The sequence below is a fragment of the Auraticoccus cholistanensis genome (assembly GCF_009742705.1).
In the GTDB taxonomy this organism is placed as follows: domain Bacteria; phylum Actinomycetota; class Actinomycetes; order Propionibacteriales; family Propionibacteriaceae; genus Auraticoccus; species Auraticoccus cholistanensis.
The window spans coordinates 52,937-75,972 of record NZ_WPCU01000003.1 but is presented as its reverse complement, the minus strand read 5'-3'; the positions used below and the strand labels follow the sequence as shown (position 1 = coordinate 75,972).

Genomic DNA, 23,036 nt, shown 5'->3' with positions numbered 1-23,036 from the left:
CTGCTCAGAGCGGATCTGCTGCCGGCAGCAGGGGCTGGTCCGCCCCGCGCGGCCGGACGAGGGTGGCGACATGACCGAGACCCCACCCACGGTGCGTGAGCGCACCGCGAGCGACCTGCTCGACCAGCGCGTCCTGCTCCTCGACGGCGAGCTGGACGACTCCCTGGGCACCCAGCTGTGCGCGCAGCTGGTGCTGCTCTCCGTGGCCGACCCCGAGAGCGACATCGCGCTGTGGATCAACTCCCCGGGCGGCTCGGTGCCGGCCATGCTCGCCATCCGCGACACCATGGAGATGATCCCCAACGACGTGGCCACCCTCGGCCTGGGGATGGCGGCCAGCGCCGGGCAGTTCCTGCTGGCGGCCGGCACCCGCGGCAAGCGCTACGTGCTGCCGCACGGCAAGGTGCTGCTGCACCAGGGCTCGGCCGGCATCGGCGGCTCCGCGGTCGACATCGAGCTGCAGGCCGAGGACCTGCGGGCGATGCGCGACACGGTCCTGCAGCTGACCGCCGAGCAGACCGGCAAGACCCCCGAGCAGATCTTCACCGACTCGCTGCGCGACCACTGGTACAGCGCCGAGGAGGCGCGCGAGTACGGCTTCGTCGACCACGTGGTCACCTCGTTCGACCAGGTCCGTCCCCGCCGCCGGGGCGTCCCCCGCAGCGGCTTCGCCAGCACCGGGCAGGAGCAGGCATGAGCACCTACACGATCCCCAACGTCATCTCCCGCAGCTCGCGCGGCGACCGGGTCCTTGACGTCTACAGCCGGCTGATGGAGGGCCGGATCGTCTACCTGGGCACCGAGCTCGACGACGGCGTGGCCAACGCGCTGATCGCCCAGCTGCTGCACCTGGACGCCGAGGACCCCGAGCAGGAGATCAACCTCTACATCAACTCCCCCGGCGGCTCGGTGACGGCCATGTTCGCCCTCTACGACACCATGCAGTACACCCGCGCACCGATCGCCACCACCTGCGTCGGGCAGGCCTGCTCCACCGCGGCGGTGCTGCTGGCCGCCGGCGAGCCGGGCCGGCGCTCGGTGCTGCCCCACGCGCGGGTGCTGCTGCACCAGCCGTCGGCCCAGGGCCGGGGCACCATCCCCGACCTCATCCTGGCCGCCGACGAGGTGCTGCGGCTGCGCACCGACATGGAGCAGGTGCTGTCGCGCCACACCGGTCGCCCGCCGGAGGAGCTGCGCCGCGACACCGACCGCGACCGGATCCTGCGCGCCGGCGAGGCCGTGGCCTACGGGGTGGTCGACTCGGTGATCCGGCTCCGCGGGGACGGCTGAACCCCGGCCCGCCGGGATTCCTCAGCCGCCCGCCGGCGGGCGCTCGAGCAGGGCGGTGGCGGTGAGGTGGTCGGTCACCAGCACGTTGACCCAGCCCCCCACCACGGCGGCGTGCACGGCCTCCCGCTTCGCCGCCCCGCCCGCGATCCCGACCCGCCGCGGGATCGCCATGAAGTCCGGCACCGGGATGGTCACCGTCCGGTCCTCGAGGTCGCCGTGGACGTGCTCGCCGCCGGCGGTGAAGTAGTGGTGGCAGACGTTGCCGACCGCGCCCAGCCGCAGCAGCCGCTGCCGGTCCTCGGCGGAGAAGGCGTTCCCGCTCTCGGTCAGCAGCTCCGAGGGCTCGATGGCGCCGATGCCGACCAGGGCCATGGTCAGCCCGGCCCAGCGGCGCCGGACGTCGGCCAGCGCGTCGGCCATCAGCGCGTCGCGGAGCCCGCGGTCGGCGACCAGGCCGGGGGCCTGCACGAACACCGGGTTGGCCCCCAGCACCCGGGCCAGCTCGTTCAGCAGCCGGTGCGACTGGCTCTGCACCTCGGGGCTGCCGATCCCGCCCAGCAGCTGCACGACGTCGTCGGCGGCGCGCAGCGAGAACGGACGCATCCGGTCGACCATGGCCAGCAGCGTCTGGCTCCAGGAGGAGATGCCGATCCGGTCACCGCCGGAGAGTGTCGCCTCCAGGTGGCTGGCCGCCACCGAGCCGAGGGCGGAGACGACGTCCCCCTCGTCGGAGTCGGGGTCCACGTCGACCACGACGGCCTCGAGCAGGCCGAAGCGCTGCTCCAGCTGCTCCTCCAGGTCGGTGTGCACGCCCTGGCTGACCACCACGATGGTGCGCACGATGCCCAGCTCGGCCGCCCGCTTCAGCAGCCGCGACACCTTGGCCTGCGAGATGTGCAGCGAGGCGGCGATGTCGGCCTGCCGGATGCCCCGCTCGTGGTACATCCGCGCCACCTTGGTCAGCAGGCGCACCTGGCCGTCCACCGGCACGGCGAACCGCCTGCTCACCACGCCCCGCTCCTCTCCCTCACCCGGTGCCCAGCGTAGTGCCGGGGCCGCCCCCGGGTCGGGTCCGCGGGTCGCGGGCCACCGCGACCGCCGCCCGCCAGCGCTCCCGGCGCCGCACCCGCTCCGCCTCGTCCAGGTCGGGCTCGTAGCGCCGGGTCGTCCCCGCCGCGGGAGGTTGCGGCCCCGTCGCGGCCAGCCCCAGGTGGGCGGCCCCGAGGGCGGACAGCTCCGCCACCTCCGCCACCTCGACCGGGCGTCCCAGCAGGTCGGCCTGGGCCTGCATCAGCAGCGCCGACGCGGTCGCCCCGCCGTCGGCCCGCAGCGCCTGCAGCGGCACCGTCTCGGCGTCGACCACCTCGACGATGTCGCAGACCTGGTGCGCGACGGCCTCGACCGCGGCCCGGGCCAGGTGGGCCGCGGTGGTGCTCCCGGTCATCCCGAGCACGGTGCCGGTGGCGGCGCGGTCCCAGTGCGGGGCGCCGAGACCGGCCAGCGCCGGCACCAGCACGACGTCGCCGGGGTCGGGGACGCCGGCGGCCAGCCGCAGCAGCGCGGCCACGTCCGGCAGCTGCAGCAGCCCGGCCAGCCAGACCAGGGCCGCCCCGGAGGTCACCACGTTGCCCTCGCGGGCGTAGCAGGGCGCGCTGGTCAGCCAGGCCAGCGTGCTGCTCAGCGCGGACCCGCCCTGCAGCGTCCCGGTCGGCGTCATCACCGAGGAGCCGGTGCCGTAGGTGGCCTTGCCGGTGCCGGGGAGCCGGCAGCCGTGGGCGTAGAGGGCGGCGTGGGAGTCGGCCAGCACGGCCACCACCGGCGTGCCGTCGCGCACCCCCGGCACGCCGCGGGTGCGGCCGAACTCGGCGTCGGAGGGCAGCACCTCGGGCAGGCACGAGGCAGGGACCCCGAACACCTCGCAGAGCTCGGCCGACCACCCCAGCCGCTCGACGTCGTAGAGCAGCGTGCGTCCGGCGTTGCCGGCCTCGCAGCGGTGCACGGCCCCGCCGGTCAGGCGGTGCAGCAGCCAGCTGTCCACGGTCCCCACCCGGGTCCCCGCGGCGCCGTGCTGCTGCAGCAGCCAGCGGATCTTCGGCGCCGAGAACATCGGGTCCAGCGGCAGCCCGGTCCTGGCCCGCACCAGCGGCTCGGCGGCGGCCACCTCCGGCCGGGCGCACCAGTCCGCGGTGCGGGCGTCCTGCCAGCCGATCAGCGGGCCCCGCGGCGTCCCGCTCCGGGCGTCCCAGGCCACCACCGACTCCCGCTGGTTGCTGACCGCGACGGCGTCCGGGGGCCGCCGGCCCTCCAGACAACCGGCCACCGCCACCGTGCAGCTGGCCCAGATCTCCTCGGCGTCCTGCTCCGCCCACCCGGGCCGCGGCACCGACAGCCGCACCGGGGCGCTGCTCCTCGACAGCACCCGGCCCGCGTCGTCGACCAGCACGGCCTTGGTGTTGGTGGTCCCCTGGTCGATCGAGAGGATCGTCGTCATCGCTCGTCCCTCCTCGGCGCACGTCCTTGACACGCCGCCCGGCTCCCGGCAGAGTCAAGGTATTCGCAGTTGAATCGTTATTCAAGGATGGACATGCCCGAACGACGACGACGTCGAGTCCTCATCAACAGCGACGCCAAGAACGAGGCGGACGACCAGTTCGCGATCGTGCACGCCCTGCTCTCGCCCACGCTGGACGTCCGTGGCCTGGTCCCGGCGCACTTCGGCAGCCGCCGCAGCCGGCGCAGCATGCTCGACTCCCGCGAGGAGATCGACCTGCTGCTGGAGCTGATGGGGATGGCCGGCCAGGTGCCCGTGGCCAACGGCGCGGACGGCCCGATCCCCGACGAGGCGACCCCGGTCGACTCCCCCGGCGCCCGGCTGATCATCGAGGAGTCCCGGCTGGCCGGCGAGGGCGACCCGCTGTTCGTGGCCTTCCTCGGCCCGCTCACCGACATGGCCTCGGCGATCCTGCTCGACCCCGAGATCGTGCACCGCGAGGTGGTGGTGATCTGGATCGGCGGCGTGGCCCACGACGGCAGCGACCAGCGCAGGAAGATCGAGTTCAACCTCTCCAACGACATCGCCGCCGCCAACGTGGTCTTCGACTCCGGCATCGAGGTCTGGCAGGTGCCCAGCAACGTCTACCGGATGGTCTCGGTCTCCTACGCCGAGCTCGACGAGCAGATCGGCTGCGCCGGTCCGCTCGGTGAGTACCTGATCCGTCAGCTGCACGAGTGGAACGACCGCTACCACGCCGAGCCGATCGAGTCCCGCTCGCTCGGCGACTCCCCCGCCATCGCGCTGATGCTCTACCCCGGCAGCGGCGCCTTCCGGGTCCGCCCGGCGCCCCGCTTCGGCGCCGAGGGCCACCACGTCCCCGGCTCCGGCAACCCCATCCGGGTCTGCGAGGCCGTCGACGTGCGGTTCCTGATGGGGGACATGTTCGCCAAGATCCGACGCTTCGCCGCCACCCAGCGGCACACCACCACCCCCGGGAGGACGTCATGAGCACGATGCCCCGCTTCGGTGCCGGTATCTGGCACTTCGCCACCTACGTCGACCGCTACGCCACCGAGGGCTACGGCGACCCGGTCGGCTTCACCGAGCAGATCGACCTGGCCGGCTCGGTCGGCGACCTGTCGGTGGTCGACCTCAACTGGCCCTTTCCCGGCTTCGACGGCTCCCTGGACGACGTCCGGGCCGCGCTCGCGCGCAACGGGCTGGAGGCGGTCGCGATCACGCCCGAGATCTACAACAAGGCCTTCGTCAGGGGCTCGATCACCAACCCGGACCCGGGCGTGCGCCGCCACGCCCTCGAGGTGCTGCACGAGGCCACCGGCGTGGCCCGCGACCTGGGGTGCGACTACGTCAAGCTGTGGTTCGGCCAGGACGGCTGGGACTACCCGTTCCAGGTGGACTACTCCCGGCTGTGGAGCCAGGCCCTCGACGGCCTCGGCGAGCTCTGCGGCGCCCACCCCGACATGCGGTTCGTGATCGAGTACAAACCGCGCGAGCCGCGGGTCAAGATCGTCTTCCCCAGCGCCGCCCGGACGCTGCTGGGCATCGAGCGCATCGGGCTGCCCAACCTCGGGGTGCTGCTGGACTTCGGGCACTCCCTCTACGGCCAGGAGACCCCCGCCGACGCCGCCCAGCTGTGCATCGACCACGGCCGGCTGTTCGCCATCGACGTCAACGACAACATGCGCGGCTGGGACGACGACATGGTGGTCGGCTCGGTGCACCTGGTCGAGACGCTGGAGTTCTTCCACACCCTGCGCCGCAACGGCTGGGAGGGGGTCTGGCAGCTCGACCAGTTCCCGTTCCGTGAGGACAGCGTCGAGGCCGCCCGGGCGGGCGTCCGGGCCATGAAGGCGATCCACCGGGCGCTGGACACCCTGGACGAGGAGGCGCTGGCCGAGGCCCAGTCCCGTCACGACGCGCTGGCCGCCCAGCGGCTCGTCCAGCGGGCGCTGCTCACCGCGATGGCCGGGGACCTCTGATGCCGAGCACGCTGAGCCACGCGCACCTGACGCTGACACGGGCTCCACGGCCGCCGGCCGGCGCACCCCGCGACGAGGTGGTCGCCCAGCTGCGGGAGACCGCCCGCCAGATCCGGCTGCAGGACCTCGCCCTGGTGCACTTCGCCGGGGCCGGCCACATCGGCGGCGACTTCTCGGCCGTCGACGTCCTGACCGTGCTCTACGGCGCCGTCCTGGACGTCGCACCGGACCGGGTCGACGACCCCGAGCGGGACCGGTTCGTGCTGAGCAAGGGCCACGTGGCCGGCAGCTACTACGTCACCCTGGCCGCCTACGGGTTCCTGCCGGTGGAGCAGCTGGCGACGTTCCTCAAGCCGCTGTCGACCCTCGGCGGTCACCCCAACCGGCTCCACGTCCCCGGCGTCGAGGCCAGCACCGGCCCGCTCGGGCACGGGCTGCCGATCGCGGTGGGGCAGGCGCTGGCGGCCCGGCTCGACTCCTCGCCCCGGCAGACGTACGTGCTCACCGGTGACGGCGAGATGCAGGAGGGCAGCAACTGGGAGGCGATGATGAGCGCCTCCCACTACGGGCTGGACAACCTCACCGTGGTGGTCGACCGCAACGGGCTGCAGCAGGGCGCCAGCACCGAGGCGTCCATGGACCTGGCCCCGCTGGCCGACAAGGCCCGGGCCTTCGGGTTCGCGGTGAGCGAGGTGGACGGCCACGACCACGGCGCCCTGCTGGACCTGCTCGGCTCCCGCGAGCGCCCCGGCGGACGACCCCGCTTCGTGATCGCCCACACCCACAAGGGCCACCCGATCTCGTTCATGAGCGACCAGGTCGCCTGGCACCACAAGGTCCCCGACGCGGACCAGTACGCGACGGCGCGGGCCGAGCTGGACGCCCTCGCCCCGGCAGCAGGAGGTGCGCTGTGACGCAGCGGCTGGCTCCCCGGTGGCTGGAGGCCGAGACCTTCGACTGCCGCGACGCCTTCGTCGAGACCCTGGTCGCGCTGGCCTCGGAGGACCCCCGGATCGTCGGGGTGGTCAACGACTCGGTCGGCTCGAGCAAGCTGGACGCCTTCCGGACCGCCTTTCCCGACCGGCTGGTCAACGTCGGCATCGCCGAGCAGGACATGGTCGGGATGGCGGCCGGGCTGGCCGGCGGCGGCAGGATCCCCTTCGTCTCCGGCGCCGCCTGCTTCCTCACCGCGCGGGCCATGGAGCAGATCAAGGTCGACGCCGCCTACTCCCGCAACAACCTCAAGCTCTGCGGGATGAGCCCGGGGGTGGCCTACGGCGAGCTCGGCCCCACCCACCACTCGATCGAGGACGTCGCCTGGCTGCGGGCCCTCGACCAGCTGGTGGTGGTCGTGCCGGCGGACCCGGTGGAGACGGCGGCGGCCATCCGCTGGGCGGCGGCGTACGAGGGCCCGGTCTTCGTCCGGGTCAGCCGGACGCCGGTGCCGCAGGTGCACCCCGCCGACCACACCTTCACCCCCGGCCGGGCCACCGTCCTGCACGAGGGCGACGACGTCACGCTGGTGTCCAACGGCACCGTGCTGTGGCGGGCGCTGGCCGCGGCGGAGCAGCTGGCGGCCGAGGGGATCGGGGCACGGGTGCTCTCGATGGCCTCGGTCAGCCCGCTCGACACCGCCGCGGTGGTGCAGGCGGCCCGGGAGACCGGCGCCCTCGTCACCGCCGAGGAGTCGGTGCCGCGCGGCGGCCTGGGTGGCGCCGTGGCCGAGGCGGTCGTCGCGCACCACCCGGTGCCGGTGCGGATGCTGGGCGTCGACGCCTTCGCCCCGACCGGGTCCGCGGGCTACCTGCTGGACCGCTACGGCATGTCCCCGGAGGGCATCGCCCGGGCGGCGCGGGAGCTGCTGCACCGCCGCCGCTCCTGAGCGCCGGTGGGCCTCGGTCAGACGGTGGGCCCCGGTCGGGCGGTGGGTTCCGCCTCAGGCGGCCAGGGCGACCGGGCCGCGGAGCGACCCCGGCGAGGTCGCCACGCGGGCGCGCAGCTCGCGGGCGGCGCCGGTGGTCAGGTCCAGCAGCGTCAGCCCGAGGGCGCCCGACACCGCCGCCAGCACCTCCGAGGAGGGGTCCTTCAGCCCCCGCTCCAGCTCGGACAGGTACTGCGTCGACACCCCCGCCCGGCTCGCCGTCTCGGCCAGCGTCTGCCCCAGCCGGTGGCGGCGCGACCGCAGCCGCCGCCCGGTCACCTCCCGCCACAGCGGCTCCATCGCGGCGGGTCGGCTGCTACGTCCGCCCAGCGGCACCACGTCTCCCATGGGCCTACGCTAGGCACGGCGGACGCCGGCCGGCACCCGGTTCTGCTCACAGCAGAGCCGGCGGGGCGCCTCGAGGCGTCCGGGAGGCGGCGTCCCGGCCGGTAGATTCCCCCGGGTGACAGTCACCGTGCGCACCATCACGACCGCCGAGCACCTCGCCTTCGTCGAGTCCCTGCCGTCGGCCTCCTACCTGCAGACGCCGGCCTGGGCCGGGGCCAAGCCGGAGTGGACCAGCGAGTCGCTGGGGTGGTTCGACGACGGCCGGCTGGTCGGGGCCGGGCTGGTGCTGTACCGCCAGCTGCCCAGGGTGAAGCGGTACCTGGCCTACCTGCCCGAGGGCCCGCTGCTGGACTGGGACACGGACCGGCTGGGTGAGCTGCTGACCCCGATGGCGCGCCACCTGCGGCGCCGCGGCGCCTTCGGGGTCCGGATCGGGCCGCCGGTGGTGTGGCGCACGTGGCACGCCGCCACGATCAAGGCCGCGGTGGCCGACGAGTCGGTGCGCTCGCTCGCCGAGGTGCGCCCCGACGTCCTGAACCCCGTGGGCACCCGCACCCACAACCAGCTCCGCAGCCTCGGCTGGCTGCCGCCGAAGCCGGAGGGCCAGGGCTTCTCCGCCGGCCAGCCCACCTACCGCTTCTGGCTGCGGCTGACCGGCCAGACCGAGGAGTCGCTGCTGAAGGGCATGAACCAGCTGTGGCGGCGCAACATCAGGAAGGCCGAGAAGTCCGGGGTGACGGTGCGGATCGGCGACCGCTCCGACCTGCCCGCCTTCCACCGGGTCTACGCCGAGACCGCCGCCCGCGACGGCTTCACCCCCCGGCCGCTGTCCTACTTCGAGACCATGCTGGACGCGCTGCAGCCCGAGGCCGAGGACCGGATCCGGCTCTACCTGGCCGAGCACGAGGGCGACCTGGTGGCGGCGACGATCTGGACCCGGGTCGGCGGTCACGTCTGGTACGCCTACGGCGCCTCCACCTCCGAGAAGCGGGACGTGCGCGGGTCCAACGCGATCCAGTGGCGGATGATCCGCGACGCGCTGGCCGCCGGCGCCGACGTCTACGACCTGCGCGGCATCACCGACTCGGTGGCCTCCGACGACCCGCACCTGGGGCTGATCCAGTTCAAGGTCGGCACCGGCGGCGAGGCCTACACCTACCCGGGCGAGTGGGACCTGCCGCTGAACCGGCTGCTGTACAAGGCCTTCGACCTGTACCTGCGCCGCCGCGGCTGAGCCCGTGCCCGGCCGGGCGGCACGAGGCCGGTCACTACCATCGACGGCGTGTCCCGCCCGCCCGTCGCCCGCGCCAAGGTGCTGCGCGCCTTCGTCGAGATCCTGCTCACCGAGGGCGAGAGCGCGGCCACCATGGACGCGGTGGCCAGCCGGGCCGGGGTCACCAAGGGCGGCCTGCTGTACCACTTCGGCTCCCGCGACGCCCTGGTGGAGGGGCTGCTGGAGCGGCTCGACGAGCTGGGCGAGACCGACGTGGCCGCCATGCGCGAGGCCCCCGAGGGACCGGTCGACTACTACCTGCGCACCTCCGACGTCACCAGCTCGGTGGAGTTCAACGAGCTGTTCATCGCCGCCTCCCGGCTCACCAAGGAGGCCGGGCTGCAGGCCCGCGCCCGGCTCCGCGCGCTGGAGGCGCGCTGGCTGGAGCTGCTCACCGAGGCGATCGGCGACGACGCCCGGGCGCGGCTGGTGCTGCTGCTCGGCGACGGGCTCTACCTGCAGGGCATGATCGCCGACACCCCCGGCCGGCCCACCGGAACCGGCCAGCTCGACCTCGTGCTGCCGCTGGTCGAGCAGCTGCTCGGGGCACGGCCGCGGTGAGCACCGGCGGCGAGCTGCGGCCGCACCCGGTGACCGGTCAGCTCTTCCCCTCCCCGGTGCCGCCCGGCACCGGCTGGCCGGGCGACCCGGCCGGTCCGACCACCCCGGTGGCGCGCAGCGAGGCCGAGGTGGAGCGGCTGGCCCGCGACTGCAGCGGGCTGGCGGAGCTGGAGGCGCGGGCCTCGGTCTGCCGGGCCTGCCCCCGGCTGGTCGCCTGGCGCGAGACCGTGGCCACCACCGGACGGCGGGCCTCCTTCGCCGACCAGCCCTACTGGGGACGTCCCGGGCCGGGCTTCGGCGACCGCGCACCCCGGATCCTGGTGGTGGGGCTGGCCCCGGCCGCCAACGGCAGCAACCGGACCGGGCGGCTGTTCACCGGCGACCGCAGCGGGGACTGGATCTACGCCGCCCTGCACCGGGCCGGCTGGGCCAACCAGCCCACCAGCACCTCCGCCGCCGACGGGCTGACCCTCAGCCAGGTGCGGATCGTGCCGGCGGTGCGCTGCGCCCCACCGGCCAACAAGCCCACCCCGGACGAGCGCCGCACGTGCGGGCACTGGCTGGACCGGGAGGTGGAGCTGACCTCGGCCACCGTCCGCTCGGTGCTGGCGCTGGGCTCGATCGCCTGGGACGCCGCGCTGGCCTCGGCCCGCCGCGTCGGCTGGCAGGTGCCGCGGCCCAAGCCGGTGTTCGGGCACGCCCGGGTGGTCGAGCTCGGCGGGCCTCACGGCCCGGTGAGGCTGGTCGGCAGCTACCACGTCAGCCAGCAGAACACCTTCACCGGCAAGCTGACCGAGGCGATGCTCGACGCGGCGCTCGCGCTGCTCTGAGCTAGCCGACGTCCACCCGCTCCCCGGTCTGCGCCGAGCGGCGGGCGGCACGCGCCTCCTTCTCCTTCTGCCTGGCCTCACGGGCCCTGTCCTCGGTCCGCTGCGAGGACGCCTCCAGCCAGCCCAGCGTGCCGGCCACCGGCTGCTCCAGCCGCTGGTAGCGGATCCGGGTGTAGACCACCGGCAGCCGCCCGGACAGGTAGCCGACGGCGGCGCGTCCCAGCAGCCAGTAGCCGAGCACCCCGTTGAGCAGCCCGATGCCGACCGCGAGCCAGGGTCCCCACGCCGGCAGGGCCAGCGCCCCCACCAGCACCGCCGCCACGGTGGGGAGCACCAGCGCCACCGTGCCCCACAGCGCCAGCTGCGCCTGCAGCCCGAGGTCGCCGCCGGCGTCGTTGGGGCCGACCCGACGACGTGGGTCCACGCCGGGCGACACCCCGACCGCGGACAGCAGCACCGCGACCCCCGAGGCCACCCCGAACAGCGCCGGCAGCCCGGCCAGCAGCACCGGCCACGCCCAGCCGGCGCGGCTGAGCAGCACCAGCGCCACCGACACCACCAGCGCCGGCGGGGCGAACAGCAGCAGCAGCGCCAGCTGCCGTCCCCGCACCTCGGCGCGGACCGTGCCGGCCCGCTCGTTCACCACGCTGATCCACACCGCCGAGCCGTCCTGGCCGTAGAGGTTGCAGCCGCCCAGGCAGATCATCAGCGCGACGGCGAGCCCGGCCAGCGGTGCCACCGGGGCGAAGTCGCGCGACACCCAGGCGAGGAGCCCGGTCACCAGGCCCGTGTAGACGCTGCTGCGCAGCTCCAGCGCCCGCCACGGGTCGCGCCACCACTGCCGCAGCTCCTTGCCCAGCACCGCGCCCAGCGCCCCCGCCGGCATCCAGCGCCACGCGGTCCGCCAGTCCGAGGCCAGCGGCCGTCGCCGGCGCCGCCGGCTGCTGCGGCTGCCCAGGTGGGGGCGCAGCAGCACCGCCGCCCCGCCGAGCAGCAGCGCGGCGAGGACCGCCAGCGCGGCCAGCCAGCCCAGCGCCGCTCCCCAGCGTCCCGCTGCGGCCTGCTCGACCGCCAGCACCGGCCAGGACGTGGGCGCCCACGACAGCACCTCCACCAGCGCGGGCGCGGGCAGCCCCCGGGTGAGCAGCTGGGGCACGCTCTCCACCGCCCGGGCCACCACCATCCAGCCGGCCAGCATCCCGCCCAGGATCAGCCCGAACTGCAGTCCCGACACCTCGACCCCCAGCCAGCTGCGCATGGCCGAGCCGACCGCCGCGTAGACCACCCGGGCCAGGGTCAGCACCACCACCCAGGCGAGCAGCGCCGCCGGCACCGCCACCACGACCGTCCGGAGGTCGAGCAGGGCGGCGTGCAGCACCACCGCGAGGCCCGCGAGCAGCAGGTAGCCGGAGGCGACGCCGGGGAAGACCGCGGCCAGCAGCCCGAGGGCCAGCCGGGAGCGGTCGAGCGGCAGCAGCGTGAAGTAGTCGGCGCGCAGCACACCGGGTCCCGACATCAGCACCGGGCCGAGCACAGCACCCACCGCCCAGCAGGCGGTCAGCAGCAGGAGCACCTCGCCGCGGACGCGGTCGTCGGCGGCCAGCGCCACCCCCGCCCAGCTGGCCAGCACCAGCACCGCACCCGCCACCCAGCCGGTCCGGCGCAACCCGGACGGGGAGTGGCGCAGCATGGCGAACTTCATCGAGGTCAGGACGCCAACCACGACAGCTCCTCCTCCGCCAGCCGACGCTCTCCCACCAGCGCCACGAACCGGTCCTCCAGCGAGCTCCCGGCGCGCACCTCGTCCACGGTGCCGTCGGCGACCACCCGGCCGCCGGCGATGATCGCCACCCGGTCGCAGAGCTGCTCGACCAGGCTCATCACGTGGCTGGACATCACCACCGACCCGCCGGCGGCGACGAACCGGCGCAGGATGGCCGTCAGCACCCGCGCCGACACCGGGTCGACCGCCTCGTAGGGCTCGTCCAGCACCAGCACGCGGGGGGCGTGCAGCAAGGCGGTGGCGAGCCCGATCTTCTTGCGCATGCCGGTGGAGTACTCCATCACCGTGGTGCCGAGCCGCTCGGCCTCATCCAGCTCGAGGATCCGCAGCAGCTCCGCGGTCCGGGACCGCACCACCGGCACGGGCATGCCCCGCAACCGTCCCCAGTACCCCAGCAGCTCGCCGCCGGTGAGCCGCTCGGGCAGGGCCAGTCCGTCGGGCAGCACCCCCAGCTCCCGCTTCGCGGCGACCGGGTCGGTCCACATGTCGGCCCCCAGCACCCGGGCGGTGCCCCGGTCGGGCCGCAGCAGCCCTACCGCCATCGAGAGCGCGGTGGTCTTGCCGGCGCCGTTGGGCCCGACCAGGCCGAACAGGCACGCCGGCGGCACGTCCAGGGTCACCTCGTCGACGGCGACCTTGTCGCCGAACCGCTTGCTCAGGCCGTCCAGCGCGAAGGCGGGCGGTGGGGTGGGAGTCGTCATGGGTCCCAACCTGGGCCCGGGAGGCAGGCCGTGTCCGCCGCCGGTCGGCCAGCCCACGGGCCGACCGGCCAGGACGGCCGGCCACCTGGCCAGCGCGCCGCGGGCTCCACGGGAACGCTCGGCAGCGGGCCCCGCCGTCCGTAGAGTCGGGCCCATGACCAGCGCGGCCGTGCCCTCCGCTGCCGGATGGGCCGGCGGCTCCCCGGCGCGCCGGCTGCTCGCGGCGGTGGACCCCCGCCTCGGCGGCCGCCGGGCGCGGGAGTGGGCGCTCGACGCGCTGGTGCTGCTGGCCGGGGCGGCCTCCTGGCTGTGGGTGGTCGAGGTGGACGGTCCGCTGCTGGCCCAGCTGCCGGCCTGGTGGTCGGGGCTGGACCTGGTGGTCGGCGCGGTCGCCGTGGTCGCGCTGCTGTGGCGGCACCGGCACCCGCAGGTGCTGGCGCTGCTGATGGCCCCGGTCGGCGGGTTCTTCCTCACCGCGGGGCTGCCCGCCCTGGTCTCGGTGTACACGGTGGCCGCCCGGTCGCGGCCGGCGGTGGCCCTGCTGGCCACCGGCGTGCACCTGGTGATCGCCGTCCCGTACTGGTTCCTGCTCCCCGACGCCGGGATGGACTTCGGGGTCTGGACGGTCGTGATGCTGCTGCTGTACGCCTGCGCCCTCAGCCTGGGGGCGGCGGTCCGCTCGCGGCGGCAGGTGATCCAGAACCTGATGGCCGAGGCCGACCGGGAGCGTGCCGGGTACGAGCAGCGGCTGGGGCGGGCGCGGCAGGCCGAGCGGGAGCAGATCGCCCGCGAGATGCACGACGTGCTGGCGCACCGGATCTCGCTGCTGTCGGTGCACGCCGGCGCCCTGGAGTACCGGGCCCGGGCCCAGGGGGCGGCGGCGCTGACCGGTGAGGAGCTGCAGCAGGCGGCGGGCGTGATCCGGGAGTCCGCCTACCGCGCGCTGGAGGAGCTGCGGGAGGTGCTGACCCTGCTGCCCGAGGACGGCGACGACGGCGGGGTGCTGGGCACGGCCCGCCCGGCCGTGGGGCTGGCCGGGGTGGCGTCGCTGGTGGAGGAGGTGACGGCGTCCGGGCAGCAGGTGGAGCTGCGGGTGGCGCCCTCGGCCGACGAGCTCGGGGCCGTCCGTCCCCAGCTGCAGCGGACCGCCTACCGGGTGGTGCAGGAGGGGCTGACCAACGCCCGCAAGCACACACCGGGTGCCCGGGTGCGCGTCGTGGTGGAGCGCGCGGCGGACCGGCTGCGGGTGCAGGTGGTCAACCCGCTGCCGGTCGGCGCCACCGCGACGGAGATCCCCGGCGCCGGCGCCGGTCTGGCGGGGCTGTCCGAGCGGGTCCGGCTGGACGGCGGGGCGCTGCGGCACGGGGTCCGCGACGGCTGCTTCGAGCTGGAGGCGGTGCTGCCGTGGCGGAGCTGACAGGGGCGGGGCTGACGGGGGCGGGGCTGACAGGGGTGGGGCTGGACGGGGCAGGACTGGAAGGGGCAGGACTGGAAGGGGCAGGGGTGCGGGTGCTGGTGGTCGACGACGACCCGCTGGTGCGCGCCGGGTTGCGCATGCTGCTGGCCGGCGACCCGACGATCGAGCTCGTGGGCGAGGCCGGGGACGGCGACGAGGTGCCGGACGCGGTCGCCGCCTCGCGCCCGGACGTGGTGCTGGTCGACGTCCGGATGCCCCGCACCGACGGGGTCACGGCGGTGGCCGAGCTCAAGCGCCGGCCCGGGGCGCCGGCGGCCATCATGCTGACCACCTTCGACGCCGACGAGACGGTGCTGGCGGCGCTGCGCGCGGGCGCCGACGGGTTCCTGCTCAAGCACGCCGACCCGGAGAGCATCGTCGGCGCGGTGCACCGCGCGGCCGCCGGCGAGCCGGTGTTCAGCCCGAGCGTGCTGCGGGCGCTGCTGCAGCGGGCGACGGGCACGCCCTCGGAGCCGGAGGAGGACGACCCCCTGCGCCGCCGCTGGGACCGCCTCAGCGAGCGGGAGCGCGAGGTGGCCCGGGCGGTGGCCCGGGGGCTGTCCAACGCCGAGATCGCCGCCGAGCTGTACCTGTCGACCGGGACGGTGAAGGCCGAGGTGTCCGCGGTGCTCACCCGCCTGGGGCTCGCCAACCGGATCCAGCTCGCGGTGGTGGCCTCCCAGCACGGCTGAGGCGCGCCGGCTCAGACGCCGGGGGCGAACCAGTGGATGTAGCGGCAGCGCCGGCAGACCAGGCAGGTGGCGCCGGCGTTGAAGGCGTCCAGGTCCAGCAGCGACATGCCGCGGGTGTTGAGCAGGTACTCGGTCGGCGTGAAGTCGGTGCCCCCGCAGTTGTGGCAGCGCATCGGGGCGCTCGGCCGGGACTGCGTCGGCGGCGGCGCCCCCTGCGGGGCCGGCCCGGGGCTGTGCCGGTCGTGCTCGCCCCAGCCGCTGCCGGTCCACCAGCGCTCCCCGGAGCCGTCCGGGTCGGGGTACCAGCCGGGCGGCGGTCCGGAGCCGGTGGGGGTGTCGTGGCTGCTCATCCGTGCCCTCCTCCGTGCGGGCCGCGAAGGTAGCACCGGCGAGGGGCACCGCCGGCGCCCACTACCCTCGTGCCAGCAGCGCCGAGGGAGCGCGGGAAGAGGTCGACGACGACGATGCGGGGACAGCGGCTGGGACGGCCCTACCGGAGCGCGGGAGGTGCCGTGTGACCGAGCTGCGCCAGGAGCTGCTGGAGATCCCGTCGGCCGGGTTCGGACCCGAGAACCCGCTGCCCGACCTCGGCGGCCACGGCGACCTGCACCGGGTGCGCAACGCCGACGAGCTGCCCGCCGGGATGCGTCGCGGCATCGGCTTCGGGCACCTGCCCAGCATCCTGCCCTGCCTCTTCCAGGACGGCTACGACCGCGACCGACGGCCGGTGCAGCTGCCCGTGCTGGTGCTGGAGAACGAGCACCTCACCGCGACCGTGCTGCCCACCCTGGGCGGACGGCTGCACTCGCTGGTGCAGCGCTCCACCGGCCGGGAGCTGCTCCACCGCAACTCCGTGCTGCAGCCGGGCAACCTGGCGCTGCGCAACGCCTGGCTCGCCGGTGGCGTCGAGTGGAACCTCGGCAGCACCGGGCACTGGACCGGCACCTGCGAGCCCGTGCACGCCGCCACCCTCGACGGCCCCGACCAGACCCCGGTGCTGCGGCTGTGGGAGTGGGAGCGGACCCGGAACCTGGTCAGCCAGCTGGACCTGTGGCTGCCCGAGCACTCCGACCTGCTGCACGTCGCGGTCCGCGTCACCAACCCCTCCGAGCAGCCGGCGCCGGCCTACTGGTGGTCCAACGTGGCCGTGCCGCAGACCCCGCAGACCCGCGTCCTCGCCCCGGCCGACCAGGCCTGGCGCTACGGCTACACCGAGCGGCTGGAGCTGGTCGACGTCCCCTCCGGCGACGGCGGCGGCGACCTGACCCGGCCGATGGACCACCGGCGGGCCGTCGACTACTTCTTCGAGCTGCCGGCCGAGGACCTCCCTGACACCGCGGCCCGGACCCTGGAGCGTCCCTTCGTGGCGGCGGTGGAGCCCGACGGCAGCGGACTGCTGCAGGCCTCCACCCGCCGGCTGCGCGGGCGCAAGCTGTTCGTCTGGGGCGAGGGCCGCGGCGGCCGGCGCTGGCAGGAGTGGCTCACGCCCGTCGGGACCGGCCACGGCTACGCCGAGATCCAGGCCGGACTGGCCCGGACCCAGATGGAGCACCTGCAGCTGCCGGCCCGCACCGCCTGGAGCTGGCTGGAGGTCTACGGCGCCGCCGCCCTGGACCCGGCCGAGGCCACCGCGGAGTGGCCGGCGGCCCGCCGGGGGATGGCCGCCCACCTGGACCGGCGGCTGCCCGAGGAGGAGATGGAGCGACGGGCGGCGCAGCTGGCCGCGCTCGCCGACGCGCCGCCCAGCCGTCCGCTGCACACCGCCTCCGGCTGGGGTGCCCTCGAGCTGCGCCGCACCGGCTCCTCGGTGGGGGCGGGCACGCCCTTCACCCTGCAGGACGCCCACACCCGCGAGGCCGCCTGGCTGCCGCTGCTCGAGGGCCGGCTGCCCGACACGGACCCCCTCACCCCGCCCGACGGCACCCTGGTGCACTGGGGCGACCTGCTGGAGGACGCCGAGGGCGGCTGGCTGATCCGCTACCACCGCGGCGTGGCCCGCTGGTGGCGGGGCGACGTCGAGGGCGCAGAGGCGTCCTGGCGCGAGAGCCTGCAGCAGCAGCCCACCCCGTGGGCCTGGCGCAACCTGGCCGTGGCGGCGGGCCGTCGCGGCGACACCGCCGGGCTCGTCGAGGGCTACCGGCAGGCGCTGTCCCTGCTGCCGGCGCTGCGGCCGCTGGCGGTCGAGGCGCTGCAGTCGCTGGTCGAGGCCGGCGCGGCCGACGTGGCGCGGGACCTGCTCGAGCAGCTGCCGCGGGAGCTGCGCGACGACGACCGCGTCCGGCTGGTCGAGGTGCGGATCCGACTGGCCACCGGCGAGCCGGCGCAGGCCGAGCGGCTGCTGGACGCCGGCATCGCCCCGGTCGACCTGCGCGAGGGCTCGGTGCGGCTGGCGGACCTGTGGCAGGCGGTGCAGCAGGCGCTGGGCTCGGACCGGCCGGTGCCGGCCGCCTACGACTTCTCGATGACCGGGGACTGACCCCGGCAGGGCCGTGCGGCGAGCGGGTCAGACCTCGACGACGGCGTCCACGTCGGCGGTGGTGAGCCGCAGCTCGACCGGCACGGAGTCCCCGACCGAGGGCGGGGTGGCATCGCCAGGCAGCAGCACCATCGACGACTGCATGTGCGGGGGCTCGAGGAACCAGCGCTTGCGGCCGTCCACCGTGTAGGGCGACAGCGCCCGGCCGACCGCCTCCAGCCCGCCGGTGGCCGCGGCGACGGCCCGCGAGCGCAGGCTGGCGGCCGCGCTCGGAGCCTCCAGCCCGACGCCGTGGGCGGTGCCGCCGGCCAGCACCAGCACCCAGCCGGCACGTGCGACCCGGCGCTGCCGGTAGCCGATCCGGTCCCCCTTGGCCACCGGGTGGACGTCGATGACGGTGGCCGTGGTGCGCAACGCGGCGGGATCGCCGAGCCACAGCGAGGTGCCCAGCCGGAGCCGGACCGGCACGCCGAGCTCCTCGCCCAGGGTGGTCGCCTCGGCGGGGCTGAGGTGCGACATCCACAGCGGTCCGCGACGCAACCCGACCGCCAGCCGGCCCAGCCGGCGGGCCTCCTCCAGCCGGCCGCTGGTCAGCAGCGGCAGGTGGATGGTCCAGCCCTCGAAGACGACCCCGGGTCGCCCGCCGAGGGCGTCGCCGACGTCGAGGCGGCGGACCGCCGAGCGGGCCTCGTCGGCCTCGACACCGTGCCGGCGCATCGACGTGCGCAGCTCGAGCAGCACCCTCGGGGTGCCCTCGGCCGCGACCAGCGCGGCCAGGTCGACCTCGCGGGAGACGGTGGTGACCACCCGCGGGTCGGTGGCCAGCGCCACGGCCTGGGTGTCGTGGGCACGCCAGGGGGTGAGCACGACGACGTCACCGGAGAAGGCGTCACGGACCTGCGCGACCTCGTCGGCGGTGCCGACCGCCAGGGTGGTCGCCCCCAGCCGCTCCGCCTCGCCGGCCAGCCGGGGCAGGCCGAAGCCGTAGCCGTTGCCCTTGGCCACCGGCACCACGTCCGCGGAGGCGAAGGTGCGCTCCAGGTGGGTCCGCCAGCGCTCCGCCTGGATGGTCAGGGTCAGTCCGCTCACGGCGCTCACCCTAGTGCGGACACCCACCCCCGCCCTGTGACCGCGCCCTTCCCGCCCCCTCCCCCGCCACCCCGCCCGCGTGTATGTCGTTCCGGTCTCGGTCGGTGTGCCGCGGCGTGTCGGCGTGTACGAGGCCAACGGCGTACACGATCTCAGGGTCCGGCCCCGAGCACCGCTCAGCAGGGACCAGGTCCACCGGGCGGCCGCAGGGACACCCGACGCCGGCGGGATCCGGCTACCGACCCTGAGGACGTGTACGCCATCGACGCGCGACACCGGGACGCGCCGCGACACGCCGGACGAGACCGGAACGACATACACGCGTTCGGGGCGCGGTGGGGCGCGGTGGGGCGGGGGCTGGGGCGGGTCGGAGGGAGGGCGAGCGGCGGAGGGGCCGGGTCACCAGGGCAGGAGTGCCCCGTCCACGGGGTCCTGCCAGTTCGGCACGGTCCAGCTGCCGTCCCAGTCGCTCTCGAACACCTCCGGGGCCAGCTCGACCCCCAGGCCGGGCGCGGTCGGGGCCTCGATGTAGCCGTCGACAACCTCGAAGGGGCGGGTGATGAGGCCCTCGCCGAGGTGGATCTGCTCCTGGCACAGGAAGTTGGGGCTGACCAGGTCGAGCTGGACGCTGGCGGCCAGGTTCACCGGTCCGAGCGGGTTGTGGGGCGCCATCTGCGCGTAGTAGGTCTCGGCCATGGTGGCGATCTTGCGGCCCTCGGAGATGCCGCCGCAGTGGGCCAGGTCGGGCTGCAGCACGGCGGCCACCTGCTTCTCGAGCACCTCGCGGAACCCCCAGCGGGTGAACAGCCGCTCGCCGGTGGCGATCGGCACGGAGGTGGAGCGGGCGACGTCGGCCATGGCGTCGACGTTCTCCGGCAGGCACGGCTCCTCGACGAACAGCGGCGACCACGGCTCGATGGCCCGGATCAGGACCTTGGCCAGCGCCGGCCCCACCCGGCCGTGGAAGTCGATGCCGATGTCGACCGTCGGTCCGACCGCCTCCCGCAGCGCGGCGAAGCGGCGGGCCTGGAAGTCGACGAAGGCAGCCGTCTCCAGCCCGCGCGCCGGGCCCGGCAGCGCGGTCTTGATCATCGTGAAGCCCTGCTCGACCGCCCGGCGGGCCTCGGCCACCAGCTCGTCGATGTGCTGCTGGTCGCGGGCGACCTCGGCGTCGCCGTGGTCGCCGACGTTGACGTGACGGTAGGCCCGCACCCGGTCGCGGACCCGCCCGCCCAGCAGCTCGTGCACCGGCACCTCGTGGTGCTTGCCCAGCAGGTCCCACAGCGCCTGGTCGACCGCGCTGATGGCGCTCGTCAGCACCGAGCCGATGGGGTAGAAGGTGGTGCGGTGCAGGTCGTGCCAGATCCGCTCGATCCGGCGGGGGTCGCGGCCGACCAGCACCGGCTCGAAGTCGGCCAGGGCGGCCTGGACCACCCGGGCCTTTCCCTCCAGACAGGCCTCGCCGATGCCGAACAGCGACTCGTCGTCGGTGTGCACGACGAGGAAGGAGAACCGGGGTTCGACGTGGTGGACGCTCAACCGGGTGATGCGCACGGACAGCTCCTCGCTGAGCTCGGGGACGTGGGGGGACGGACGGTCAGGCGGGTGGCTGCGGGACGGCCAGGTCGGCCGGCACGCCGGAGGACGTGACGAGGTCGGGGGCGACCTCGTGCAGCGTCTCCAGCGCCAGCTGCGCGCGACGGACCCGCTCCCGGGCCAGCGCCACGGCGGTAGCCTCGGTGTGGGTGCCGCTGGGGTAGAGCGAGGGCGCGTTGCGCAGCCCGAACTTGAGGTAGACCGGGGCGGCGACGGTGATGATGTCGGCCAGCTCGTGGGTGCGGATGATGCCGCCCAGGTCGTCGGGGGACTCGATGTAGATGTCGAGCGGGTTGTCGACCAGCCGGCGGATGGCGGCCAGGTCGGTCAGGCTGCAGTCGCTGGGGACGTTGACCGTGGTGGCACCCAGCCCCGCCACCACCCGCACCGACAGCGGGTTCGCCACCCCCATCTGCACCCCGGCCTTGATCTGCAGGTCGGCGGGCAGCCGTCCCTCGCGGGTCAGGTCGGCGATCCCGGCCAGCACGCCGACGTCGGTGACGAGCACGCTGCGGAACCCGGACTCGACCGCCCGGCGCACCTGGTCCAGGGCGGCGGCGAGCTGCCCGACGCCGTGCACCTGACCGGCCAGCGGCGCACCCGTGGCCGAGAGCCAGGAGGCCCCCGGTCCCCAGGAGGCGGTCGGGCGCACGTACACGCTGACCTCGGTGCCGCTGGCGGCGGCCGAGGCGACCCACTCCGCGCGCTCGGCGGCCGAGAGCAGGGTCACCCCGCTGCCCTGGGAGACGCGGTGCACCGGGACGCCGCGGCGGTGCGCCTCGGCCAGCACGGCCTCGAAGACGGCCGGCCCCTCGACACTCGGGATCTCGACCCGGTACTGGGCGCCGTCCGCGAACCGCGCCGGACTCGGCTGCAGGTGCTCCGTCGCGACGAGCGGCCCCACGTCCTGCGGCAACAGCTCCGAACCCAGCATGCTCCTCCTCCTCGAGATCTGCCTGCGGACCCAGCGGTGCGGTACTACCCCAGCAGGTGCCGGCGCATGGCGTCGGTGTCCGACGCCGTCCACCCCATCCGGGTGAGCACCGCCTCGACCCCGCCGTGGGCGTCGTCGAGGTAGCGCAGGAAGGTGTCCATCGTCTCGGCCTTGGTGGCCTGCGAGCTGAGCGGGCGCCCGCGCAGGTTGGCGGCGTAGACCGGCGAGGCCATCAGCCGCTCCACGATCCGCGGCAGCCGCTCGTCGCTGGCCGCGTAGTCGGCCACCACCGCGTCCCGCTCCGCGCCGACCAGCCGCAGCGCCAGGGCGACGGTCGTGCCGGTGCGGTCCTTGCCGGCCGCGCAGTGGACCAGCGCCCCGCCGCGGGCACCGGCGATGGCGCGCAGCGCGCCGACCACCGACTCGGGCCGGTCGGTCAGGTAGGCCCAGTAGGTGGAGGCGAAGAAGTCGTCGAGCTCGACGTCGAGCTGCTGCCCGACCCAGGGCAGCGCCTCGGCGGGCAGCTCGTCGCCGGTGGCGGGCGAGCTGGCCTCGCCGTGCTCCTCCACGAAGTAGCTGAAGTGGTGGTGGGTGACGCCGCCCTCGCGCTTGAGCGGGCCGTCCCCGGTGGCGTTGACCTCGTAGGCGCTGCGCAGGTCGACGACGTCGGTCACCCCGCGGCGCCGCAGCTCGGCCACGTCGGCGGGGGTCAGGTCCTGCAGGTTGTCCGAGCGCAGCAGCCGCCCCGGCCTGACCTCACCGCCGCCCTCGAGCGGCGTCCCGCCGAGGTCGCGCAGGTTGACCAGGCCGTCGAGCTCGATCCAGTTCGGCACGGTCGGCAGTCTAGGGGCCGCCACCGGCACGGCAGACCGATACTGGGGGAAGGCCTCCACCCCGTCTGCGAGGAGAGCACCGTGGCCGACGACCTGCACACCCACGTCGCCTCCGACCTGGGCCTGGACGGACCGGTGCGCACCATGGTGGCGTCCGGCTTCGGCCTGGTCGGCTCCCTGCCGCACGTCGTCGGCACCGGGTGCGGGCTGCAGGTGCCGCGTGTCGACACCGCTCGTCGCCCCGAGGACGTGACCTGCCTGCCGTGCCGGCAGTACGCCCGCCAGCGGTACCTGGAGCACGCCCAGGCCATCGACCGCCTGGTCGGCGTCTCCGGGACGGGCACCGACCCCGAGCAGCTGCGGCAGGCCGCGGACGCCGCCCGCGACCTGGCCCGCAGGTTCGCCACCGACGACGAGGAGCCGTAGCCCCGGACGCACGCAGCACCGCCCACGCGTCCGTGCACAAGTCTTGTGCACACTTCCTCTGCACACGTACTGTGCACACATGGACGGCGACCGCTCCCCCACCGGCTTCCGCCTCGACGCCAGCTCGCTGCGGGTGCTCGCGCACCCGTTGCGGTCCCGGCTGCTCTCCGCGCTGCGGACCGGCGGGCCCGCCACCGCCACGGACCTGGCCTCGCGGCTGGGCACCAACACCGGCGCGACCTCGTACCACCTGCGCAAGCTGGAGTCGGTCGGGCTGGTGGTCGACACCGAGGAGGGCGAGGGCAGGCGGCGGCTCTGGCGCGCGAGCACCGA

General features: G+C 75.1%; 24 protein-coding genes. 14 read left to right on the top strand and 10 right to left on the bottom strand.

Going from position 1 to position 23,036, the window contains the following annotated elements; all coding sequences use genetic code 11:
* Positions 1 to 70 precede the first annotated feature (70 nt).
* Both GC722_RS01365 and GC722_RS01360 read left to right on the top strand, forming a co-directional pair.
* On the top strand, positions 71 to 697 hold the full coding sequence (locus GC722_RS01365; protein WP_156607287.1) for a ClpP family protease: 627 nt from the start codon (positions 71 to 73) through the stop codon (positions 695 to 697).
* Positions 694 to 1,290, top strand: a complete 597-nt coding sequence (locus GC722_RS01360) for a ClpP family protease (RefSeq protein ID WP_156607285.1) — start codon at positions 694 to 696, stop codon at positions 1,288 to 1,290. The genes GC722_RS01365 and GC722_RS01360 overlap by 4 nt, the downstream gene beginning before the upstream one ends.
* 21 nt (positions 1,291 to 1,311) lie before the next feature.
* Here the strand turns inward: GC722_RS01360 and GC722_RS01355 are convergent, their stop codons facing one another.
* Together GC722_RS01355 and GC722_RS01350 are read right to left on the bottom strand one after the other, a co-directional pair.
* Positions 1,312 to 2,301, bottom strand: coding sequence for a sugar-binding transcriptional regulator (locus GC722_RS01355; RefSeq protein ID WP_197429676.1), 990 nt, complete (start codon positions 2,299 to 2,301; stop codon positions 1,312 to 1,314).
* Positions 2,302 to 2,317: 16 nt separating this feature from the next.
* Positions 2,318 to 3,781, bottom strand: coding sequence for an FGGY-family carbohydrate kinase (locus tag GC722_RS01350; protein ID WP_156607283.1), 1,464 nt, complete (start codon positions 3,779 to 3,781; stop codon positions 2,318 to 2,320).
* 93 nt (positions 3,782 to 3,874) lie between these two features.
* On the opposite strand from GC722_RS01350, the gene GC722_RS01345 reads away from it, so the two are divergent.
* From GC722_RS01345 to GC722_RS01330, 4 genes are read left to right on the top strand one after another with little or no spacing between them, the layout of a single operon-like run.
* On the top strand, positions 3,875 to 4,792 hold the full coding sequence (locus tag GC722_RS01345; protein ID WP_231747311.1) for a nucleoside hydrolase: 918 nt from the start codon (positions 3,875 to 3,877) through the stop codon (positions 4,790 to 4,792).
* Positions 4,789 to 5,784: a TIM barrel protein gene (locus GC722_RS01340; protein WP_156607279.1), complete on the top strand. Its 996-nt coding sequence runs from the start codon at positions 4,789 to 4,791 to the stop codon at positions 5,782 to 5,784. Before GC722_RS01345 ends, GC722_RS01340 begins: the two co-directional genes overlap by 4 nt.
* Positions 5,784 to 6,698, top strand: coding sequence for a transketolase (locus tag GC722_RS01335; RefSeq protein ID WP_156607277.1), 915 nt, complete (start codon positions 5,784 to 5,786; stop codon positions 6,696 to 6,698). The genes GC722_RS01340 and GC722_RS01335 overlap by 1 nt, the downstream gene beginning before the upstream one ends.
* Complete coding sequence (locus tag GC722_RS01330; RefSeq protein ID WP_197429675.1) at positions 6,695 to 7,666, top strand: transketolase family protein; 972 nt, start codon at positions 6,695 to 6,697, stop codon at positions 7,664 to 7,666. The genes GC722_RS01335 and GC722_RS01330 overlap by 4 nt, the downstream gene beginning before the upstream one ends.
* Positions 7,667 to 7,720: 54 nt before the next feature.
* Here GC722_RS01330 and GC722_RS01325 read toward each other — a convergent pair whose 3' ends face one another.
* Positions 7,721 to 8,053: a helix-turn-helix domain-containing protein gene (locus GC722_RS01325; RefSeq protein ID WP_156607273.1), complete on the bottom strand. Its 333-nt coding sequence runs from the start codon at positions 8,051 to 8,053 to the stop codon at positions 7,721 to 7,723.
* A gap of 115 nt (positions 8,054 to 8,168) precedes the next feature.
* Between GC722_RS01325 and GC722_RS01320 the strand changes: the two genes are divergently transcribed.
* From GC722_RS01320 to GC722_RS01310, 3 genes are read left to right on the top strand one after another with little or no spacing between them, the layout of a single operon-like run.
* Positions 8,169 to 9,287 (top strand): lipid II:glycine glycyltransferase FemX, encoded by a 1,119-nt coding sequence (locus GC722_RS01320; protein WP_331714274.1) that lies wholly within the window; start codon positions 8,169 to 8,171, stop codon positions 9,285 to 9,287.
* A 48-nt stretch (positions 9,288 to 9,335) separates the two neighbouring features.
* The gene (locus tag GC722_RS01315) at positions 9,336 to 9,887 is read left to right on the top strand and encodes a TetR/AcrR family transcriptional regulator (RefSeq protein WP_331714273.1); all 552 of its coding nucleotides are present in this window, start codon (positions 9,336 to 9,338) and stop codon (positions 9,885 to 9,887) included.
* Positions 9,884 to 10,717 (top strand): uracil-DNA glycosylase, encoded by an 834-nt coding sequence (locus GC722_RS01310; protein ID WP_331714272.1) that lies wholly within the window; start codon positions 9,884 to 9,886, stop codon positions 10,715 to 10,717. The genes GC722_RS01315 and GC722_RS01310 overlap by 4 nt, the downstream gene beginning before the upstream one ends.
* 1 nt (position 10,718) lies before the next feature.
* Here the strand turns inward: GC722_RS01310 and GC722_RS01305 are convergent, their stop codons facing one another.
* Both GC722_RS01305 and GC722_RS01300 read right to left on the bottom strand, forming a co-directional pair.
* Positions 10,719 to 12,440: a hypothetical protein gene (locus GC722_RS01305; protein WP_156607271.1), complete on the bottom strand. Its 1,722-nt coding sequence runs from the start codon at positions 12,438 to 12,440 to the stop codon at positions 10,719 to 10,721.
* Positions 12,425 to 13,201, bottom strand: coding sequence for an ABC transporter ATP-binding protein (locus tag GC722_RS01300; RefSeq protein WP_156607268.1), 777 nt, complete (start codon positions 13,199 to 13,201; stop codon positions 12,425 to 12,427). The genes GC722_RS01305 and GC722_RS01300 overlap by 16 nt, the downstream gene beginning before the upstream one ends.
* A gap of 154 nt (positions 13,202 to 13,355) precedes the next feature.
* Here GC722_RS01300 and GC722_RS01295 point away from each other — a divergent pair, with 154 nt between their 5' ends.
* Positions 13,356 to 14,618 carry a sensor histidine kinase gene (locus tag GC722_RS01295; protein ID WP_156607266.1) on the top strand — a complete coding sequence of 421 codons (1,263 nt, stop codon included), beginning with the start codon at positions 13,356 to 13,358 and terminating at the stop codon, positions 14,616 to 14,618.
* Positions 14,619 to 14,704: 86 nt separating this feature from the next.
* Positions 14,705 to 15,349, top strand: coding sequence for a response regulator transcription factor (locus tag GC722_RS01290; protein WP_331714271.1), 645 nt, complete (start codon positions 14,705 to 14,707; stop codon positions 15,347 to 15,349).
* A gap of 11 nt (positions 15,350 to 15,360) precedes the next feature.
* Here GC722_RS01290 and GC722_RS01285 read toward each other — a convergent pair whose 3' ends face one another.
* Positions 15,361 to 15,699 carry a DUF2510 domain-containing protein gene (locus tag GC722_RS01285; RefSeq protein ID WP_156607263.1) on the bottom strand — a complete coding sequence of 113 codons (339 nt, stop codon included), beginning with the start codon at positions 15,697 to 15,699 and terminating at the stop codon, positions 15,361 to 15,363.
* A gap of 164 nt (positions 15,700 to 15,863) precedes the next feature.
* Between GC722_RS01285 and GC722_RS01280 the strand changes: the two genes are divergently transcribed.
* Positions 15,864 to 17,825 (top strand): DUF5107 domain-containing protein, encoded by a 1,962-nt coding sequence (locus GC722_RS01280; RefSeq protein ID WP_331714270.1) that lies wholly within the window; start codon positions 15,864 to 15,866, stop codon positions 17,823 to 17,825.
* A 27-nt stretch (positions 17,826 to 17,852) separates the two neighbouring features.
* Here GC722_RS01280 and GC722_RS01275 read toward each other — a convergent pair whose 3' ends face one another.
* The 4 genes from GC722_RS01275 to GC722_RS19075 all read right to left on the bottom strand — a co-directional run bounded on the left by GC722_RS01275 (position 17,853) and on the right by GC722_RS19075 (position 22,277).
* Complete coding sequence (locus GC722_RS01275; RefSeq protein WP_331714269.1) at positions 17,853 to 18,914, bottom strand: alanine racemase; 1,062 nt, start codon at positions 18,912 to 18,914, stop codon at positions 17,853 to 17,855.
* A 399-nt stretch (positions 18,915 to 19,313) separates the two neighbouring features.
* The gene (gene dgoD / locus GC722_RS01270; RefSeq protein WP_197429674.1) at positions 19,314 to 20,468 is read right to left on the bottom strand and encodes a galactonate dehydratase; all 1,155 of its coding nucleotides are present in this window, start codon (positions 20,466 to 20,468) and stop codon (positions 19,314 to 19,316) included.
* A 43-nt stretch (positions 20,469 to 20,511) separates the two neighbouring features.
* Positions 20,512 to 21,444, bottom strand: a complete 933-nt coding sequence (locus GC722_RS01265; RefSeq protein ID WP_156607259.1) for a U32 family peptidase — start codon at positions 21,442 to 21,444, stop codon at positions 20,512 to 20,514.
* A 44-nt stretch (positions 21,445 to 21,488) separates the two neighbouring features.
* Complete coding sequence (locus GC722_RS19075; RefSeq protein ID WP_197429673.1) at positions 21,489 to 22,277, bottom strand: tyrosine-protein phosphatase; 789 nt, start codon at positions 22,275 to 22,277, stop codon at positions 21,489 to 21,491.
* 81 nt (positions 22,278 to 22,358) lie between these two features.
* On the opposite strand from GC722_RS19075, the gene GC722_RS19070 reads away from it, so the two are divergent.
* Together GC722_RS19070 and GC722_RS17485 are read left to right on the top strand one after the other, a co-directional pair.
* Positions 22,359 to 22,703 (top strand): hypothetical protein, encoded by a 345-nt coding sequence (locus GC722_RS19070; protein WP_197429672.1) that lies wholly within the window; start codon positions 22,359 to 22,361, stop codon positions 22,701 to 22,703.
* A 79-nt stretch (positions 22,704 to 22,782) separates the two neighbouring features.
* Positions 22,783 to 23,036: ArsR/SmtB family transcription factor (locus tag GC722_RS17485; RefSeq protein ID WP_197429671.1), on the top strand; the 254-nt coding region annotated here is incomplete at its 3' end.

Excerpts from the sequence above, each read along its gene's own strand:
- GC722_RS01365 (WP_156607287.1), top strand. The coding sequence starts at position 71 with ATGACCGAGACCCCACCCACGGTGCGTGAGCGCACCGCGAGCGACCTG.
- GC722_RS01360 (WP_156607285.1), top strand. The coding sequence starts at position 694 with ATGAGCACCTACACGATCCCCAACGTCATCTCCCGCAGCTCGCGCGGC.
- GC722_RS01350 (WP_156607283.1), bottom strand. The coding sequence starts at position 3,781 with ATGACGACGATCCTCTCGATCGACCAGGGGACCACCAACACCAAGGCC.
- GC722_RS01345 (WP_231747311.1), top strand. The coding sequence starts at position 3,875 with ATGCCCGAACGACGACGACGTCGAGTCCTCATCAACAGCGACGCCAAG.
- GC722_RS01340 (WP_156607279.1), top strand. The coding sequence starts at position 4,789 with ATGAGCACGATGCCCCGCTTCGGTGCCGGTATCTGGCACTTCGCCACC.
- GC722_RS01335 (WP_156607277.1), top strand. The coding sequence starts at position 5,784 with ATGCCGAGCACGCTGAGCCACGCGCACCTGACGCTGACACGGGCTCCA.
- GC722_RS01325 (WP_156607273.1), bottom strand. The coding sequence starts at position 8,053 with ATGGGAGACGTGGTGCCGCTGGGCGGACGTAGCAGCCGACCCGCCGCG.
- GC722_RS01300 (WP_156607268.1), bottom strand. The coding sequence starts at position 13,201 with ATGACGACTCCCACCCCACCGCCCGCCTTCGCGCTGGACGGCCTGAGC.
- GC722_RS01295 (WP_156607266.1), top strand. The coding sequence starts at position 13,356 with ATGACCAGCGCGGCCGTGCCCTCCGCTGCCGGATGGGCCGGCGGCTCC.
- GC722_RS01285 (WP_156607263.1), bottom strand. The coding sequence starts at position 15,699 with ATGAGCAGCCACGACACCCCCACCGGCTCCGGACCGCCGCCCGGCTGG.
- GC722_RS01265 (WP_156607259.1), bottom strand. The coding sequence starts at position 21,444 with ATGCTGGGTTCGGAGCTGTTGCCGCAGGACGTGGGGCCGCTCGTCGCG.